Origin of the sequence: Nocardiopsis sp. MT53, from assembly GCF_019598965.1 — a bacterium.
GTDB classification, from domain to species: Bacteria; Actinomycetota; Actinomycetes; order Streptosporangiales; family Streptosporangiaceae; genus Nocardiopsis; species Nocardiopsis changdeensis.
The window spans coordinates 4,493,304-4,511,029 of record NZ_CP080599.1; the positions used below are offsets into that span (position 1 = coordinate 4,493,304).

Genomic DNA, 17,726 nt, shown 5'->3' on the forward strand with positions numbered 1-17,726 from the left:
AAAGCCCCGGGGCCGGGGCCGGGCCGGAAGCGCCGCGGGTCGCCCCCGGGTCACACGTCCACGGTGGAGTGCACCTCGGGCAGGGCGTCGGGCCCGCCCTGGACCACGTGGTACCAGCGGGCCTGCGCGGTGCGTCCCGCGAAGGACACCTCGCCGATGGTGTTGCCGAAGTAGAGCCCCGACGAAAGCCGCCAGCGCAGCGGCGAGGACGGCACCCGCGCCAGCCACGTCATGATCCGCCCCGCCAGGTGCACGGGCGCGCTCGCCGACAGCCGCGCCATCCGGCGGAAGTTCGACGGCAGCCGGTTGCACAGCGGGGAGGACACCAGCTGGAGGATCCTCGACCCGCCCTCCCCCACGCCCCGGTGCCGGGCCGGTGCGGTGTAGGAGAAGTGGACGTCGCCGCTGAGCAGCAGCACCGACGCCGGGGCCGGACCGCGCTCGCCGCGCGCCACCCGGCCCACGGTGTCCGCCAGCCGCTCGAACGAGTACCGGAAGGCCCCCCAGTGTTCGAGGTCCAGGGCCTGGCGCAGCCGCTCGGCGGGTCCGCGCAGCCACCCGCCCCAGGCGCCCGCGCACACCGCCTCGTTCCAGGACTCCAGGTGGTGCACCGCCGGGGGCAGCAGCACCGGGACCGTGGAGGCCACCACCACGTGGTCGGGCCCGCCGGTCAGGTGCTCGTCCAGCCAGGCGTGCCCCGAGGCCCCCAGGATGGACCGGGAGCCGTCCGACGGGTCGCCCTCGCCCAGGGCCCGGCCGCACCGGGTGTCCAGCATCAGCACCCGCACCCCGCCGATGTCGTGGCGGTGGCTCCACCGGTAGGACTCCGGCTCCTCGTACGCCCGCAGCGCGAACGCGTCCACCTCGTCCCCGGCGTCGACCCGGGCGGCGCGCACCTGCGCCCACAGCGGGTCCTTGTCCCTCTCCGCGGGGGAGAGGTTGCCCAGGTGCTGGTAGACCCAGTAGGCGCCCAGCCCCGACGTGATCCGGGTGCGCCACCAGGGACGGTCGTCCATCGTGCGCCGCCAGGCCGCCGAGGTGTTCCAGTCGTCGCGGATGTCGTGGTCGTCGAACACCATCAGGGCCGGCACCGTCGACAGCAGCCACCGCACCTGCGGGTCGCTCCACGCCTGCCGGTACAGCTCGGCGTACTCGTCGAAGTGGACGACCTCGTCCTCGGGACCGTCGCCGTCCTCCCCCCGGCGCCCGCGCAGGAACGCGCGCATCGGCTCCTGGACCTCGTCGGCGTACACCTGGTCGCCGATGAGCAGCATCACCAGGTTGCCCTCCACCGGCTCCGCGGCCAGCCGCCGGGCCGTCGCCCGCAGCAGGTCCGGCCCGTAGCGGACCACTCCCTCGGGGGTGTCGCCGGTGGGGGTGCGGCACGAGCCGTACAGCAGCCGGGTCGGGGCGTCCGGGTCGAGGGTGCGCAGCGTGCTCGGCGGGAACGCCGACCCCGGCTCCGGCCACACCCGCTCCTCGCCCAGGAAGACCTCGTAGGGCGTCGCGGAACCCGGTTCCAGGCCCGTGACCTCGCACACCGCGAAGTGGTGGCCGTGCACGGTGAACGTGTCCGCGACCGCCGTCACCCCGCCGTCCGCCACCACCCGGACCCGGCCGGGCGCGGACGTCTGCACCCACACGGTCGCGGTGGTCGTGCCGACATGCCGCAGTACGGGTCCCAGCGGTAAAGAGGCGGTCACCGTTCTCCCTCGTTTCGGGCGGGTTGGCACACGTAGTGGACGAGTATGGCCCCTCCCGGACCGTATCGCCATCCACAGGCCGAAAACGGGATGGTTGCACGACGGCCCCGCCTGCGCGAAGGTGGCGCTATGCGGACACAGATCCTGGAGTTGCACACCGGCGGATCGGAGAGCATCACCGACATCACCCGCCAGTGCGACGAGTTCGTCGCCGACCACGGAGGCGACGGCCTGCTCAACGTCTTCGTGCCGCACTCCACCGCGGGTGTGGCGATCATCGAACTCGGAGCGGGCTCCGACGACGACCTCCTGGCCAACCTCGACGACCTGCTCCCCGCCGACGACCGGTGGCGGCACGAGCACGGGACGCGGGGACACGGCAGGTCGCACGTGATGCCGGCCTACATCGCACCGCAGACCACCGTTCCGGTGTTCTCGGGCCGCCTCGGACTGGGAACATGGCAGTCCATCGCGGTGGTCGACCTCAACGTGGACAACCCCGACCGCACGGTCCGGCTGTCCTTCCTCTCCTCCGGGTGAGCCGAGGGGCCGGCCGTCGGCGGGAACACGTTGACGGACGGGCCCGCTAGCGTGTGAACTAGGCCATCAGCGATGGTCGCGGCACACGTGACGGGCGGGGGAAAGGCCCGGCATCGTTGTGACAACTGCTTCGTGCAGGCAAGATTGAGAAAAACCATCTGTGGAGGAGAACTTTCGTGAGCGCGACCGCGGGCCAGGCACAGAGCGAGCGTGGCTTGGCTGACCGACTCGGATTCAAGCCGGGTCAGGTGGTGCAGGAATTCGGCTTCGACGACGACGTCGACGAGGGCCTGCGCGCATCCATCGCCGAGCTCACCGGTGAGGAGCTGGTCGACGAGGATTACGACGGCGACGTCGATGCGGCGCTGCTGTGGTGGCGGTCCGACGAGGAGGGCGACCTGACCGACGTCCTCGTGGACGTGGTGACCACCATCGCGGACGGCGGCACGATCCTGGTCCTGACCCCCAAGGCGGGCCGTGAGCTGCACGTGTCGCCCAACGACGTCGCCGAGGCGGCCACCACCTCCGGTCTGTCCCAGACCAGCGCGGTGAGCGTCGGAGCGGACTGGTCGGGAACGCGCCTGGTCGTGCCCAAGCGGTGACGGACATCACCCGTACGGGGTGACGCATCCGGTGCCGCGCGTCCCGACCACGGGCGCGCGGCGCTGACGGACGCCCGCACACGACCGAACGAACGAGTAGATGACGGACATCGTTCCGGGGGCCGCCGCCCCCGACTTCACCCTCCAGGACCAGTACGGACGGGACACCGCGCTCTCCGCGCTGCGCGGTCGGCCGGTCCTGGCGGTGTTCTACCCGCTGGCGTTCTCCGGCGTGTGCTCCGGCGAGCTCGCCGAGCTGAGCGCCCGCCACGCCGAACTCGCCGAACTGGGCACGGTGCTGGCCATCTCGGTGGACTCGGTCTTCGCCCTGCGGACCTGGTCGGACCGGGAGGCGTTCCCGTTCGCGCTGCTGTCGGACTTCTGGCCGCACGGGGCCGTCGCCGACGCCTACGGCGTCCTCGACCACGGCCGGGGGACCGCCCGCCGCGCCACCTTCCTCATCGACGCCGCGGGCGTCGTCCGCTGGAGCACGCTCGTCCCGGTCTCCGAGCCCCGCGACACGGACGCCTACCTCGAACAGATGCGCGCCCTGGCATGAACCGGGGCGCCGAAAACGGCGCGCGGGCCGCCGTCCCGAAGCGGTATGATCGCCTGCGACGCAAGGGCGCGTAGCTCAGCTGGTCAGAGCAATTGCCTTACAAGCAATAGGTCAGGGGTTCGAGTCCCTTCGCGCCCACGCACTCAGGACGACCCTGCTCGGGGGCCTCTGGCCGCCTCGCCGGGTCGTCCTTCGTCTTTCCCGGGGGGGGAGACCCCCGAATCCCCCGAGGCACCCCCTCCGGCCGGGGCCGCGCGGATCGGTGAGGTGGGGGAGCGATCCCTTGCAACGCGAGGCCGTGCCTCGTGGGTCGTGGTCGTCTGCTCGGGGCCTCCGGCCGCCTCACGGGTCGTCTCGTCGCTTCTCCCGAGGGCCCGAACCCCCCAGGCACCCCCTGCGGTCGGGGCCGTGCGGATCGGCGGGGTGGGTAGCGATCCCTGACAACAGGGGGCCTTGCCCCGGGGTCGTGGTCGGCTGCTCGGGGGGCTTCGCCGCCGGGGCGGTCATGTTCCCAGCCATCCCCGCTCGCCGATCACCGACGCGCGGATCGAGTCGGCCGTGGCGACGACGAGGAGCCCCTGGCCCTCTTCGTTCGGGACCGTCATGACGACGTATCCGGCCGGGTCGACCGTGACCGTTGTGATCCCGGAACCCGACCGGATCTCGAGGCCCGCCCGGGCCTCGCCGGTGGTGAGATCGGCGACCTGGTAGGTGTAACCGCCGCCGTCGTGCGCCTCGGACACGGCGAATCCGAACTCGGAGCCCGCCGCGTACCCGGTGGCGGGGTCGAGGACGACGTTCGCGCTCCAGGCGTCCTCCGGCGCCCAGGAGGCCCACAGCATGTTGCTCTTCGGGACGATGCCGGTCAGCGGGTCGGGTTCGGGCTCGGGGCCGGGCAGCCGGGCCTCGTGGTTCGTCGCGCCGTCCATGGTCTCGGAGTACAGGAACAGGTCGGGTTCGGTGGCGGCGAGGTCCTCCTCCCAACGGCGGGCCACGGCCGGGGGCACGGGACCGGCCGCGTCGGAGCCGAGCGGTATGCCCAGGACAGTGCCGTCCCCGTCCTTCAGAGCTCATCTCATTTGGTGAGTCGGCGGTAGCAGATCAGCGTGCAGGCGATGCCGGCGAAGGCCAGGAAGTGGTCGGCCTTGCGCTCGTAGCGGCGGTGAAGTCGGCGGCATCCGGCCAGCCAGGCCATGGTGCGTTCCACCTGCCACCGGTGTCTGCCCAACCGCTGCGAGGACTCCACACCCCGGCGGGCCAGACGGTGCACGATCCCCCGGCGCCGGAGCCAGCGGCGCAGGTGGGCGTAGTCGTAGCCCTTGTCGCCGTGCAGCTTGCCCGGTCTGCGCCGCCGGGGTCCGCGACGGGAGCGGATCGGAGCGATCCCTTCCACCAGGGGCTGCAGCGCCTGGCTGTCGTGGGTGTTGGCCCCCGAGATAGCCATGGACAGGGGCAAACCCTGCCGGTCGGTGATCAGGTGGATCTTCGACCCCTTCTTGCCTCGGTCGACAGGATTCGGACCCGTCAGGTCCCCCCTTTGAGGGCCCGCATGTTCACCGAGTCGATCGCGCACCGCGACCAGTCCAGCTCGCCTTGGGAGCCGAGCTCGTCCAGGACCAGGCGGTGGAGCTTGGCCCACACCCGGGCCCGGGTCCACTCGGTGAAGCGCCGATGCGCGGTGGGCCCGGAGGGGCCGAACACCGGCGGGAGCTGAGCCCAGGTACAGCCGCTGGTGGCCACGAAGATGATCGCGGCCAGCACCTGCCGGTCACCGTGTCTGCGCCGCCCACCGCCCTGGGGGCGGGTGGGCGCCTCGGGCACCACCCGTTGGAACAGTTCCCACAGCTCGTCCGGCACCAGCCGTTCCACCATCGACACAGGAGCAGGCTACCGAGAAACCAAATGAGATGAGCTCTCAGTACGACCAGGCGCGACTCCGGGTCGTAGGCGTAGGAGGTGAGCGAGGCGACGCGGTCCTCGCCCAGGCCGCGGATCCGGTCGTCACGGGCGACGATGTCGCCGGTGGCGGCGTCGAGGATCACGAGCCCGTCGTCGGTGCGGACATAGGCGTGGTCCCCGCCGACCGCGAGGGCCTGGGCCCCGACCGAGGGATGGTCGTTGGACAGCATCGTGTCCCACAGCCGCTCCCCGGTGTCGAGGTCGAACGCGGTGGCCTGCACGCTGTACCCGATCGACCGGATCCGGAAGAGGTCGAGGCTGGGGAAGGTGTCGGTCTCGTACGCCACGACGGCGACCCGGCGCCCGTCGGCGGTCTGACCGGTGGCGATCGCGTTCGACGGACGTGTCAAGGCCGGACCGTGCGTCTTCTCGACGGTCGTGGCGACCACGGTGGCGAACAGCAGCGGGGCCAGGATCCACACGGCGGCGACCGGCCACCGGCGGCGCCCCTTCCCCTTCCCGGTCCCGGTGCCCGCCGTGCCGGCGGATGACGGCACGGTCGTCGCCCGTTCACGATCGCTCATCGCCGAACCTCCACGTTCCGAGGAAGGGGAACCCCCTCCGGGAGGGGCGGGCCCTCGCGGGGTTCCAGCCGCAACGCACCGGATCATCATGGGCGACGGCCGCGCGGGCCCGACGACCGGGGTGGCGGAAGACGCGCACGGAGGCGGTCCGCACGGCCGTCCCGCTGCGGGGGCACCCCGGCGGCTAGGCTGCCGGTATGCGGATGCTGCACCTGGGGCTGCGGGTCACCGACCCGGAGCGCTCGCTCGCCTTCTACACCGCGCTCGGGTACCTGGAGGTCGGCCGGGTGCCCGGGACGGAGTTCGGCGCCCTGACCATGCTCCGGCTGCCCGACGACCCGTTCGTCAGCCTCGAACTCGTGCACGACCCCGCCCGGCCGGTCCGGGACACCGGCTCCGTGAACCACCTCGTCGTGCAGGTGGAGGACCTGGACGCCGTCATCGCCCGCCTCGCCGCGAAGGGCGTGGCGGCCGAGCCGCCGACCGACCTGGGGCGGGGGATGCGGACCGCCTGGCTCACCGATCCCGACGGCCACCGGATCGAGCTGGTGCAGTGGCCGCCCGGCCATCCCGCCGGGATGACGGAGGCCGACTTCGCCTGAGCCGGGCGGCCCGGGGAGGGGGTCCCCGGGCCGCCCCGGGGTCAGTCGGTGACGGTCCAGGTGCCGCGGCGGTGGTTGCGGGCGTTGCCGTCGGGGTCGTAGCCCCCCTCGACGTTGCCCGCGATGTCCACCGCGAACCAGTGGACGGTGGTCGTCTCCTCCAGGGTCAGGGTCTCCAGCCCGCCGCGCACGCCCGTCAGGTTCAGCCGGGGGGAGTCGTAGTCCGGGCGGCTGCCGTCGAGCGTGTAGTAGATCTCCGCGGGTTCGTTGGTGTCGAAGGCGACCTCCACGGGCCCGGTGTGCGCGCCCGCGCGGGGGGAGGCGCTGGAGCGCGGCCTGTACCGGTCCCGCTGGTACTCCAGCGCCACGCCGAGCATGGCGTACAGGCCGTCGGCGTACTCCATGCCCTGGGCGTGGGCCTCGTCCCACGGCGGCTGGAAGCCCGCCTGGCCCAGCTCGAAGTTCCAGGCGAAGATCCCGTTCTCGTACCAGAGGTGGTCGCCGGAGTTGCCCGCCGCGGAGTACAGCACGTCGATGATCGGGCCGGTGCGGGCCGGGGTCACCACGGTGCCGCGGTGCTCCTTGATCGCGCCCAGGATGTCCGCCGACGACTCCCAGAAGTACGCCTCCTGCATCGCGGTCGGCCGGGGCGTGGGAACGCGCCCCTCGGCGATGTAGGCGCCCGGGGACCACATGAAGTAGTCGCCGGAGGAGTGGATGTTCATGGAGAAGTCGATGTTGTCGTGGGTGTCGACCAGCCACACCAGGTTCCGGTTCTCCGGCTGCGACAGCGGACCCAGCTCCCGGGGCCCGGCGAAGCTGCCACTGGTGCAGCTGAAGGAAGCCCCGGAGTAGCCGTCCCACAGGGTGTAGGCGCCGTAGTTGCGGTTGTTGTCCACACCCCACTGCGCGCCCTGCTCCACGGCCCACTGGTCGCGGGCCCCGTCGGTGGGGCAGTAGTTGGTCATGTTCTTGCGGTGCAGCGGCACGTCGTAGAAGGAGTAGTTCGCGCCGTCGGGGTTGAACGAGGGCATCAGGAAGATGTCCAGCTCGTCCACCAGTTCGGTGGTCGTGTCGTGGATGCCGTAGTTGCGCACCAGCCGCTCGGCGGTCTCGATGGTCACCAGCGGGGTCTGCCACTCGCGGGCGTGCTCCTGGGCGTAGCCCAGCACACCGGTCTTGGAGCCGTCCCGGGTTGCGCCGATGCGCAGCGCGTAGACCGGTGCCGGTTCGCGGGGGACGGCGTCCTCGGGGGCGCTGAGGAAGTCGTCGGCCCGCACGCGTTCGGCCCGCACGGTCCCGGCGCCGGCATCGCCCCGGTAGGTGAAGGCCCGGACCAGGTCGCCGGCCCCGGCGTTGATCGCCGCCACCGCCTCCGCCGCGGTCGTGGTGACCGCGCCGCCGCCGTCGTTGGCCAGGGAGACGGTGATCTCGTCCCCGTCCACGGCGACCGACAGCGCCGAGTCGGGGGCGGCGGGGTCGACCAGGTCCACGACGAGGTCGTTGCCGCCCTCGTGCCCGTAGGCGAGCGACTCCACGATGACGCCGCGGTCCGCGTTCCGGCCGTCGGCGCTCACCCCGAGGATCGCCTGCGCGTGGCGCCGGTAGCCGTTGGTGCGGTGGGGCAGCTCGATGACCTCGGCGATGTCCGGGTACTCCTCGGCGATCTGGTGGATCCGGTCGTAGAGTTCGCCCGGGGTCATGTAGGCGTTGAGGAAGTCGGTGTAGGGCAGCGGGTCGCCGGGCCCGCGGGGGTCGGGCAGCCATTCGGTGACCTCCGCGACGGCGGTGCCGCCGTGGGGTCCGGTCACCCGGATGCGGTCCGGCCGCTCCTGCACCTGGGCCTGGCCGCGGTGGTACATGTACACCCCGACGTCGACGAACCGGCCCAGCGTCTGGGTGCCGCCGTCGCCGAACTCGGTGCCCGGCCCGGCGTCGCGTTCCACGGTCAGCCGGAAGTCCTCGGCCTGCCCGAAGTCGGAGCGCACCTCCACGGACAGGAAGGCGCCGTTGCGGCCCTCGAAGTAGTCCGCCCGCAGGACCTCCAGCCGGTCGGTGGAGGACAGCGCGCGCGGGGTGTCGGCGGGTCCGTTCTCGGCCTGCAGCCGCTCGATGGCCTCCTCCCGCTCGTCGATGCGGTCCTGCGCGTCGGACTCGGTGTAGAGGACTTCGCCGAAGGTGAACCCGGCCTCCTCGTAGACCTCCGCGTCGAAGGGTCCGATCACGGTCTGGGCGACGAACCCGCCCCCGTCCGCCGGGTCCAGCCGGGCGATGTCGCCGCCCAGCTCCACGAGTCGGTCGAGGTCGTCGCGGCCGTCCAGGAGGACCTCCACCACCGACGGCCCGTCCAGCTGCGGAACCGCCGCGCCGGGTGCGGCCGACGCGGGCACCGCCGTCGGCAGCAGCAGCGCGGCGGCCGCCCCTGCGGCGAGCCCGGCGCGCCCCGCGCGCCTCGGCCCGCTCCATGTCCTGTGTCCCATGGTGTCCTTCTCGCTCGGCGCGGAGCGGGCGGATGGCCCGGTGTCCGCGGCAAGTGGCGCCACCGCCGTTCGGGCGGGGCGGACGGGCGCGACGGGATCGGCCGCGGGACCACGGGGACGGCACTCACACCGGAGGGGGTCGACGTGTTCGCAAACGGGGGAAGGGGGATGGGGGACATGGGGGAGGCGTCCGGGCGGACGGCGCGGCCACCGTGGTGCACCCGAATCGGCTGTCGCTCAGAGGCTTCCGCGACTCCGGGGGGACGTCAAGGACGGTAAGGCGAAAAATCCGCGGACGGCCTCGGGTCCGGCGGTCGGACGCCCCGCGCGGCTACAGCCACGCCCGCAGCCGCTCCGCGAGCCATCCGGGCCGCTGGAGCGGGATGCCGTGCCCGCACTCTCCGACGACGGCGAGGCCGCTGCCGGGGAGCGCCCCGTGGAGCACACGGGCGGAGTCCAGCATGAGCCCGCGCTCCCGCTCCCCCGCGAGCACCAGGGCCCGGCCGGGGAACCCCGCCCAGCCCGCGGGCACCGTGAAGCGGATGTTCTCGCCGACGGCCGCCGTCAGGGTCCGGCGCGAGATCCCCGCCGAGGTGCGGACGTAGTCCTCCATCAGGGACTCGGGGACGAACAGCTCCTTCGCCTGGAGGCGGGCGAACCACCTGCGGCGCGCGAGCCCCGCGGTCGCTCCGACCAGGCCCACCGTCAGCGCGGGGAACGGGGTGGGGACCGCCTGCGCGCTCACCACCACGGCCCGGTCGACGAGGTCGTCCCGGGACGCGGCCAGGAGCACCGCGAGCTGGGCGCCGAGGGAGAAGCCGACGACCGCCGCGGGGCCGTCCGGGTTCTCCCGCGCCAGGAGGCCGGCCAGTTCCCGTACCGTCCGATCGTGCGAACGGTACGGCTCGCCGGAGCTGCCGCCGTGCCCCGGGAGGTCGGGGACGATCAGGCGCAGCCCGTCCCCGAGCCGCTCCCGCAGCGGGTCCCACATCCACCCGGCGACGCCCCCGCCGTGCAGGAGCAGCACGGCCGGGGCTTCCGGCGGGCCGAACGTCCTCACGTACATCCTGGATCCTCCTCGAGAGCGGGCCGTTCCCGGCGCCCGTACGCTTGCCCGTACCGCTTGTCCGTACCGCCCGCCCGTTCCAACGGGAGGGGCCCGGCGGAGATCCCGCCGGGCCCCTCTCACACCCGGGTCAGCGCTTGAGGCCGTGCTCGATGGCCTCGATGATCCGCGGACGCAGCTCCGCCGCGCCGATGATCGCGTCCACCGAGCCCACCTCGACCGCGCGCTGGATGCTGTGCACCCGGTCGAACTCCGCGGCCACCTCGCCGAGCTTCTCGGCCCGCACCGAGGCGCGGACCTCGGCCAGGCTGGTGTTGAGCTCGGCGCGCTCGGCACCGCTGGTCTCGGCCACGCGGTTCTGCAGCTCCACCACGCGCGGGTCGCGCGCGGTGCGGTTGTCGACCTCGCCGGAGAACACCACGGCCGCCGCGGGGGCGCCGCCGAGCACCGAGGCGAACGAGCCCTCCAGGGCCAGCACCGTCATGTTCGGGTTCAGGGCCTTGGAGAACACCACGAACGCGCCGCCGTGGTAGCGGGAGATCACGCAGAACACGATCGGGCCGTCGAAGTTGACGATCGCCCGGCCGATCTCCGCGCCGTACTCCAGCTGCAGGGCCCGCATCGACTCCGGCGAGCCGTCGAACCCGGACAGGTTCGCCAGCACCACCAGCGGCCGGTTCCCCGACGCCGCGTTGATCGCCCGGGCGACCTTCTTGGACGACTTGGGGAACAGCGTGCCCGCGGTGTAGGTGTCCGGGCCGTCGGCCGGCGGGAAGCCGCGCCGCGGCACCGCCCGCGACTCGATGCCGACCAGGCAGACGGGCTGCCCGCCCAGGTGGGCGTCCTGCACCACCGCGGTGTCGGCGTCGGCCATGCCCGCCCAGCGCTCCAGCACCGGGTGGTCCAGGTCCGACAGGGCGCGCATCACCGTGCGGATGTCGAAGGGCTTCTTGCGGTCCGGGTTGTGCTCCGCGGAGAAGATCTCCCCGACCGTGGTGAAGTCGCTGCCCTCGACCCGGTGCGGGTAGACGGACACGTCGCGGTCGACGGGGTCCTCGGTCCGCGCCCGCCGCGGCCGGTCCTCGCCCGGGGCGACGTAGGTGTGCTCGTAGTGCGCCATCAGCACGTCGCGGGCGGCCGGCAGGTCCGGCGCCCAGTACTGCGCCTGGCCGTTGGGGCCCATGACCCGGTCGTGGCCGCCGATGCCGAAGTTGTCCTCGGCGGACACACCGCCGGAGAAGTCCAGCGACTGCTTGCCGGTGAGCACCATCGCCGAGTCCGGCGTCATCACCAGGATGCCCCGGGTGTGCATGAGCATCGTCGCCTCGGCGTTCCAGTACGGCTGGGCGCCGACGTTGATGCCCGCGACCACGATGTTGATCTCACCGCCGGCCTGGGTGAACTCGACGATGCGCCGGAGCGCGGCCGCCACCCAGTCCATGTTCTCGGTGCCCGAGGACATGGAGATCCGGGCGCCCGCGGACAGGGCGAACCACTCCAGCGGCACCCCCATCCGCTCGGCCAGGTCCAGCGCGGCGATCACCCGTGAGCACTCGGGCTCGGACAGGGCGCCCAGCGCCTTGGTCGGGTCGCCGAACAGCACCACCCGGGTGACGCCCTGCGGGTGCAGCGGGGTGGGGGTGGTGACGACACCGGCCACGAGCGCCGCGGTGTTGCCGCCCTTGGGGCGGTCCACCGGGACCAGGTTCCCCTCGGCGTCGAGGTCGTGCTCGACGAAGGTGCCCTCGGGGCCGGTGAGCATGCCGGTCAGCTCGTAGGGGTAGACGGTGCCGCGGCGGGCCGCGCGCAGCACCTTCTGGCGGTAGTCGTCCAGGACCGGCACCGGCTCGGTGGAGGGCCGGTCGATGTGCACCTGCGGACCCTGCGCGGGGTCGAGGGTGATCCGCACCGCGACCTCGGCCAGCTCGCCCGCGGCGTTGCGCTGGCGGGCCACGAACTGGACCTCCTCCAGCCCGGCGCCCTCGGTGGTGGGCAGGACGCGCTGCACCAGGGTGTCGAGCTCCTCCAGGTCGAGCTCGGCCGACGGCCAGACGTACATGAGGATGCGGTTGGTGTCGAACCGCTTGTGCTGGGGCCGCCGCGCCTGGACGTTGCGGATGGCCTCCAGGCAGCCGCTGAGGGTGTCCTCGACCGCGGGCAGCGCGATGAGCCTGCCGTCGGAGTCGCGCAGCGGGGTGAGGTCGCGGACCTGGCTCATCGCGATGAGCCGCTCGTCGGCCGGGTTGCTGCGGGCCACGGCCTGGAACAGGTAGATCTCCTCGTCGGCCGAGGGCAGCCGGGTGAGGTCGAACTCCTGGAGCCGCTGCAGCTGGAGCCGCCGGGCCAGCTGGGGGTGCAGGCCGCGGATCAGCCGGTCCTCGGCCAGGCCGCCGTCGGTCGGGCGGAACGTGAAGTGGTGGTGCATCACGGTGCCGCCCGCGCCGGCCACGGTGGTGGTGATGCGGCGCACGCCCGCCGGGAGCTCCCGGGCGGCCAGCAGTTCGCCCAGGCGCACGGCCATCGCGTCCACGTCCGGCTGGTCCTCCCAGCCGATGTACAGGTCGGCGACCAGGCCCCGCTCGGGCGCCCCGGCCGCGGCCTCGGCGACGGCCTCCAGCGCGGAGGGCAGGGCGGAGATGTCCACCGCGGTGGTGAACAGGCGGGTGGCGCCCCGCGGGTCGGCGTGGTCGGCGGTGACCGTACGGCAGCCCGCGGTCTCGCCGACCGAGACCGCGGACAGGCCGCGGTTGCCGTAGTAGCGGCGGGTCAGCACCTCCAGCAGCGGCGCGTGGTCGCGGCCCGGCCGCCCGATCCGCTGCCCGATGAGCCGGACCAGCGGCTCGGACCCGGCGACCATGGCCTGGATGCGCTCGGCGCGGTCCGGGGCGTCGGGGTCGCGGTCCAGGTGGCGCAGGTCGTCGCGGACCGCCGCGTACACCTTGGCGCGGTTGCGGCGCAGCAGCGGCTGGGTGAACCAGCGGAACACGACGCCGCGGGCCAGGTCGGACACGGCCGGGAAGCGGACCTGGGTGGCGGCCACCAGGTGCTCCAGCGTGAGCCCGAACCTCTCGGTGAGGGCCTGTGCGGGCACGTTCCCGGCCAGCCAGGCGCGCAGCAGGCCGGACACGGTCTCGACGTGCGCGGCCATCCGCTGCTGGGTGAGGAAGATCCGGAAGACCGCGTCCTCCAGCTCGGGGGTGCGGTCCAGGCCGGTGACGCCGTAGCGGGCCAGGACGGCGGTGAGGGTGGCCTCGAAGGCCGGGGTGACCGCGGAACGCTCCACGTCCAGGCTCTGCAGGTAGCCGTGGAACAGCTCGCGGGGGCTGTGCACCTGGGCGTCGCGCTCGGCGTCGGACGCCCCGGCGGGCCGGTTGCGGCTCAACTCGGACAGGTCGGCGAACAGCGCGACCAGCTCCAGCTCGCCCTCGGAGGGGCGGTCGCCCAGCTCGGCGCGGGCGGCCAGGTAGCCGGCCAGCGCCCGGTCGGCCTCGGCGCGGTCGAAGTCGTAGCCCAGCAGCGCGGCGCGCAGGTCCCGCAGCCCGCGCTCGGCGCGTTCGGCGGCGGTGGGGGCGACGGCCTCGGCGGGCAGGTCGATCTCCACGGCGTCGCCGGGGCCCTGCGCGGCGTCCTCGTCCCCGTCGGCCAGCGGCTCCAGGCGCATCAGCGCGGCGCCGGTCTCCACCTGGGCGCCCACGGACACCGGGCACTCGCGGACGCGGGCGCGGAACGGCGCGCGCAGCACCGTCTCCATCTTCATGCTCTCCAGCACCAGGATCGGGGCGCCCGCCTCGACCTCGTCGCCGACCGCCAGCGGGGTGGCGACCACCAGGGCGGGGGCGGGGGAGCGGACCACGCCGCCCTCGTCGAGGCTGATCCGGTGGGTGACGCCGTCGATCTCCACCAGGTGGACCGGGCCGTGCACGGCCGACACCATCCGGTACCGGTGGCCGTTGACCGTGATCCGGCCGCTGTACGCGTCGAAGCGCTCCACCGAGACGTCGGCGGGGTGGACCTCGCCGCCGCCGGAGACGCCGACGCGGAAGCGGTCCGGGCCGGTCCGGGCGACGTGCACCCGGTAGCCGACCCCGCGGAGCTTGAGGTCCAGGGGGCGGCCCGGGTCGTGCTGCACCTGCGGGCGGCCGCCGTGCGCCGTGGACAGCAGCCGGCGGCGGCTCACCTCCTCGGTGTCCAGGTAGGCCTCGATGGCGGCCGCCGCCAGGGCGACCGCGGAGTGCCGGTGGTCGACCAGGCGGCCCTGGGCGCGCACCCGGTCGATCCAGCCGGTGTCGGCGCTCGCGTCGATGACCTCGGGCTGGTCGAGGAGTTCGAGCACGAAGCCCTTGTTGGTGGCGCCGCCCTCGATGACGACGGTGGTCTCGGCCATCGCGCGGCGCAGCCGGGCCAGCGCCTGCTCGCGGTCGCTGCCGTAGGCGATGACCTTGGCGATCATCGAGTCGAAGTCGGCGGGGATCTCGTCGCCCTCCCGCACGCCGGTGTCCACGCGGATGCCGGGGCCGACGGGGAAGCGCAGGTGGGTGATGCGGCCGGGGGAGGGGGCGAAGTCGCGGTCGGGGTCCTCGGCGTTGAGGCGGGCCTCGACGGCGTGGCCCTCCTCGCGGGGCGGGGCGCCCTCGAGGCGGCCGCCGGAGGCCACGTGCAGCTGCAGCCGGACCAGGTCGGTGTCGGTGGTGACCTCGGTGATGGGGTGCTCGACCTGGAGGCGGGTGTTGACCTCCAGGAACGCGAACAGCTTCTCCCCGGGGTGGTACAGGAACTCCACGGTGCAGGCGCCGCGGTAGCCGACGGCGACGGCGAGCCGCTCGGCCGAGGCCTTGAGGTCGGCGATCTGGTCGGGGGCCAGGACGGGGGAGGCGGACTCCTCGATGATCTTCTGGTTGCGGCGCTGTACGGAGCAGTCGCGCACGCCCAGCGCCCAGGCGGTGCCCTGGCCGTCGGCGATGACCTGGACCTCGACGTGGCGGGCGCCGGTGACCAGGCGCTCCAGGAAGACGACACCGGAGCCGAACGCGCGCAGCGCCTCCTGGCCGGTGCGCTCGTAGGCCTCGGCCAGCTCCTCGCCGGAGGACACCTTGCGGATGCCGCGCCCGCCGCCGCCCGCGGTGGCCTTGAGCATCAGCGGGTAGCCGATCTCCTCGCCCGCGCGCAGCGCGTCCTCCAGGGTGGCGACCTCGCCGCGGCTCCACGGGGCGACCGGGACGCCGACCTCCTCGGCGATCAGCTTGGCGCCGATCTTGTCGCCCAGGCGGCGCATCGCGTCCGCGCTGGGGCCGATGAAGGTGACGCCGATCTTCTCGCACAGCTCGGCGAAGGCGGGGTCCTCGGCGACGAAGCCCCAGCCGACCCAGGCGGCGTCGGCGCCGGTCTCCACCAGCGCGCGCTCGAGGACGGCGTGGTCGAGGTAGGGGCGGGCCGCGGCCGACCCCAGGGAGTAGGCGATGTCGGCCTCGCGCACGAAGGTGGCGTTGCGGTCGGCGTCGGTGTAGAGGGCGACCGTTTCGATCCGTGCCCCCGTTTCGGCGGAAAGCTCCCGGACGGCGTGGATGAGCCGCATCGCGGCCTCTCCACGGTTGACGATGGCGACACGACCGAACACCGGCCGACCTCCCCGATTGTTTGACGACAGAAGGCGACCTCCGGGGTGTGGAGGCCGCCTTTCCTAGCTTGTGCATCTACTCTGCTGGATCGCTCACGGGCATGCGATATTCCGAATCACTCACAGCTGGGGCCGATCCTTGTGGGAACTCCACAAAAGGAACTCCGGTCCCTCTGCTCCACGTGACCGATTCCACCCGGGGGCGTGTCCCGTGCATCGAAGCGGGCGTACGGGCGTCCCGGTACGGACGGCGCCGGCCCGGACCGCCGGGCGCGCCGGCCTCAGGCCGGGACGCCCCCGCGTGCGGAGACCACCGCCCGCCCGCGTTCGGACTCGGGGAAGCGGGCGATCATCGCGCGCAGCTCCCCGGCGCCCACGTTCGCGCCGAAGGGCGGGGTGCCCGGCTCCAGGCGCACGCCCGCGGCCAGCGGGCCCGCCACCACCGGGTCGAACCCCAGCGCGTCCACGATGCCCGAGACCAGCTCGACGTCGGCCGGGTCGTCCCCGGCGACCGCGATCGCCCGGCGGCCGGGCGTCCCCGCGGGCGCCGCCCCGTCCTCCAGGTCGTGGTAGCCCATGTGGTTGAACGCCTTGACCACCCGGGACCCCGGCAGGAAGCCCTGGACGATCTCGCTGGAGGAGGTGCGCGGGTCCAACAGGTCCTCGCGGACCCCGTCCACCTCCCACCAGTAGTTCATCGCGTCGATGACCGGCTTGCCCGCCAGCGCTCCGGCCGGGACCGACCGGTACTTGCCCAGGGGCAGCGCCAGCACGGCCACGTCGGCCCGGCCGGCGGCCTCCTCCGCGGTCACCGCCTCGGCGCCCGGGGCCAGCACGGACACCGTCAGCGCGATTTCGGCGGGGTCGCCCGAACCGGCGATCAGCACCCGGTACCCGGCGGCCAGGGCCAGCCGGGCCAGCACCGTGCCGACCTTGCCCGCGCCCAGGACGCCCAGGACGGGGGCGCCCGTCCGCTCCGTCGTGCCCATGTTCTCCGCCTCTCAGCCTGCGAGGATGTCGCGGACCATCGGGATGACCCGGGTCCCGTACAGTTCGACCGCGCGCATGCGGTCCTTCGCCGGGGTGGACCCGGAGGAGTAGATCAGGTCGAACCGGCCCACGCCCAGGGCCCGGACGGCCGCCGCCACCTTGCGGGCCACGGTCTCGGGCGAGCCGACGTACATCGACCCGTGGGCGATCTCGGACTCGAACTCCTCCGGGCGCAGCGGCGGCCAGCCGCGCTGGGCGCCGATCCGGTCGCGGATGACCTTGTACCGCGGGTAGAAGATCTCCCTGGCCTGCTCGTCGGTGTCGGCGATGAACCCGGGCGAGTGCATCCCCACCGGGTGGGCGGGGGTGCCGAACTGCGCCGCGGCGCGCTCGTACAGCTCGGTGTAGGGCTTGAACCGGGTCGGGGACCCGCCGATGATGGCCAGCATCAGCGGCAGCCCGTGCCGCGCGGTGCGGATGACCGACTGCGGGGACCCGCCGACGCCGACCCAGGTGGGCAGCCTCCCGGACTCGGTCTTGGGGAACACGTCGGCGTTCTCCAGGGGCGCGCGGACGGTGCCGCTCCAGGTCACCGGCTTCTCGTCGAGCAGCTTGACGAAGAGGTCGAGCTTCTCCTCGAACAGCGCGTCGTAGTCGCGCAGGTCGTAGCCGAACAGCGGGAAGGACTCGGTGAACGAGCCGCGGCCCAGGATGACCTCGGCCCGCCCCTGCGACAGGGCGTCCACCGTGGCGAAGCGCTGGAAGACCCGCACCGGGTCGTCGGAGCTGAGCACGGTCACGCCGGAGCCGAGCCTGATCCGGGAGGTGCGCCCGGCGATCCCGGCCAGCACGGTCTCCGGTGTGGAGATGGCGTACTCGGGCCGGTGGTGCTCGCCCAGGGCGATCGCGTCGACGCCGATCTCGTCGGCCAGCACGGCCTCGTCGACGACCTGGCGGATGGCCGCCCCGTAGGAGAGCGGTTCCCCGTTGCCGTCCTCGGGGACGTCGCCGAAGGTGTCGAGTCCGAACAGCAGGTCAGACATGGTTCTCCTCCTCGGCGGGAGGCTTCGGCCCCCGGCCGCATGTT

At 73.3% G+C, this 17,726-nt stretch carries 12 protein-coding genes, 1 tRNA gene and 1 pseudogene; 5 read left to right on the plus strand and 9 right to left on the minus strand.

Going from position 1 to position 17,726, the window contains the following annotated elements; all coding sequences use genetic code 11:
• Nucleotides 1-50 precede the first annotated feature (50 nt).
• The gene (locus tag K1J57_RS20005; protein ID WP_255646441.1) at nt 51-1,703 is read right to left on the minus strand and encodes an alkaline phosphatase D family protein; all 1,653 of its coding nucleotides are present in this window, start codon (nt 1,701-1,703) and stop codon (nt 51-53) included.
• Nucleotides 1,704-1,832: 129 nt separating this feature from the next.
• Here K1J57_RS20005 and K1J57_RS20010 point away from each other — a divergent pair, with 129 nt between their 5' ends.
• From K1J57_RS20010 to K1J57_RS20025, 4 genes are all read left to right on the plus strand, one after another.
• A complete protein-coding gene (locus K1J57_RS20010) occupies nt 1,833-2,243 on the plus strand; it encodes a secondary thiamine-phosphate synthase enzyme YjbQ (RefSeq protein WP_220560100.1) in 411 nt (136 codons plus the stop codon).
• A gap of 176 nt (nt 2,244-2,419) precedes the next feature.
• The gene (locus K1J57_RS20015; RefSeq protein ID WP_220560101.1) at nt 2,420-2,845 is read left to right on the plus strand and encodes a DUF3052 domain-containing protein; all 426 of its coding nucleotides are present in this window, start codon (nt 2,420-2,422) and stop codon (nt 2,843-2,845) included.
• A gap of 100 nt (nt 2,846-2,945) precedes the next feature.
• Entirely contained in the window at nt 2,946-3,404 is a 459-nt protein-coding gene (locus tag K1J57_RS20020) for a redoxin domain-containing protein (RefSeq protein WP_220560102.1), read from the plus strand.
• 64 nt (nt 3,405-3,468) lie between these two features.
• A tRNA-Val gene (locus K1J57_RS20025) sits at nt 3,469-3,542 on the plus strand.
• A 365-nt stretch (nt 3,543-3,907) separates the two neighbouring features.
• Here K1J57_RS20025 and K1J57_RS20030 read toward each other — a convergent pair.
• From K1J57_RS20030 to K1J57_RS34175, 3 genes and pseudogenes are all read right to left on the minus strand, one after another.
• Nucleotides 3,908-4,399: a hypothetical protein gene (locus K1J57_RS20030; protein WP_220560103.1), complete on the minus strand. Its 492-nt coding sequence runs from the start codon at nt 4,397-4,399 to the stop codon at nt 3,908-3,910.
• 80 nt (nt 4,400-4,479) lie between these two features.
• Nucleotides 4,480-5,276, minus strand: a protein-coding gene (locus tag K1J57_RS20035) for an IS5 family transposase (RefSeq protein WP_255647210.1) whose coding sequence is annotated in 2 segments (ribosomal slippage) — nt 4,480-4,940 and nt 4,940-5,276 — 798 coding nt in all. Because the reading frame shifts where the segments join, the coding sequence is not laid out codon by codon here.
• Between the two features lie 104 nt (nt 5,277-5,380).
• A pseudogene (locus tag K1J57_RS34175) lies at nt 5,381-5,977 on the minus strand (PA2928 family protein); the annotation flags it as partial.
• Nucleotides 5,978-6,084: 107 nt separating this feature from the next.
• On the opposite strand from K1J57_RS34175, the gene K1J57_RS20045 reads away from it, so the two are divergent.
• Entirely contained in the window at nt 6,085-6,489 is a 405-nt protein-coding gene (locus K1J57_RS20045) for a VOC family protein (protein ID WP_220560105.1), read from the plus strand.
• Between the two features lie 41 nt (nt 6,490-6,530).
• On the opposite strand, the gene K1J57_RS20050 is transcribed toward K1J57_RS20045, so the two are convergent.
• The 5 genes from K1J57_RS20050 to K1J57_RS20070 form a co-directional block, all read right to left on the minus strand.
• Nucleotides 6,531-8,969: a M14 family metallopeptidase gene (locus K1J57_RS20050; RefSeq protein ID WP_220560106.1), complete on the minus strand. Its 2,439-nt coding sequence runs from the start codon at nt 8,967-8,969 to the stop codon at nt 6,531-6,533.
• 331 nt (nt 8,970-9,300) lie between these two features.
• Complete coding sequence (locus tag K1J57_RS20055) at nt 9,301-10,035, minus strand: alpha/beta fold hydrolase (RefSeq protein ID WP_220560108.1); 735 nt, start codon at nt 10,033-10,035, stop codon at nt 9,301-9,303.
• Between the two features lie 130 nt (nt 10,036-10,165).
• Entirely contained in the window at nt 10,166-15,649 is a 5,484-nt protein-coding gene (locus K1J57_RS20060; RefSeq protein ID WP_220560110.1) for a carboxyl transferase domain-containing protein, read from the minus strand.
• A gap of 281 nt (nt 15,650-15,930) precedes the next feature.
• Nucleotides 15,931-16,638: an NADPH-dependent F420 reductase gene (locus K1J57_RS20065; protein ID WP_220560111.1), complete on the minus strand. Its 708-nt coding sequence runs from the start codon at nt 16,636-16,638 to the stop codon at nt 15,931-15,933.
• A 12-nt stretch (nt 16,639-16,650) separates the two neighbouring features.
• Nucleotides 16,651-17,682: an LLM class flavin-dependent oxidoreductase gene (locus K1J57_RS20070; RefSeq protein ID WP_220560112.1), complete on the minus strand. Its 1,032-nt coding sequence runs from the start codon at nt 17,680-17,682 to the stop codon at nt 16,651-16,653.
• Nucleotides 17,683-17,726 lie beyond the last annotated feature (44 nt).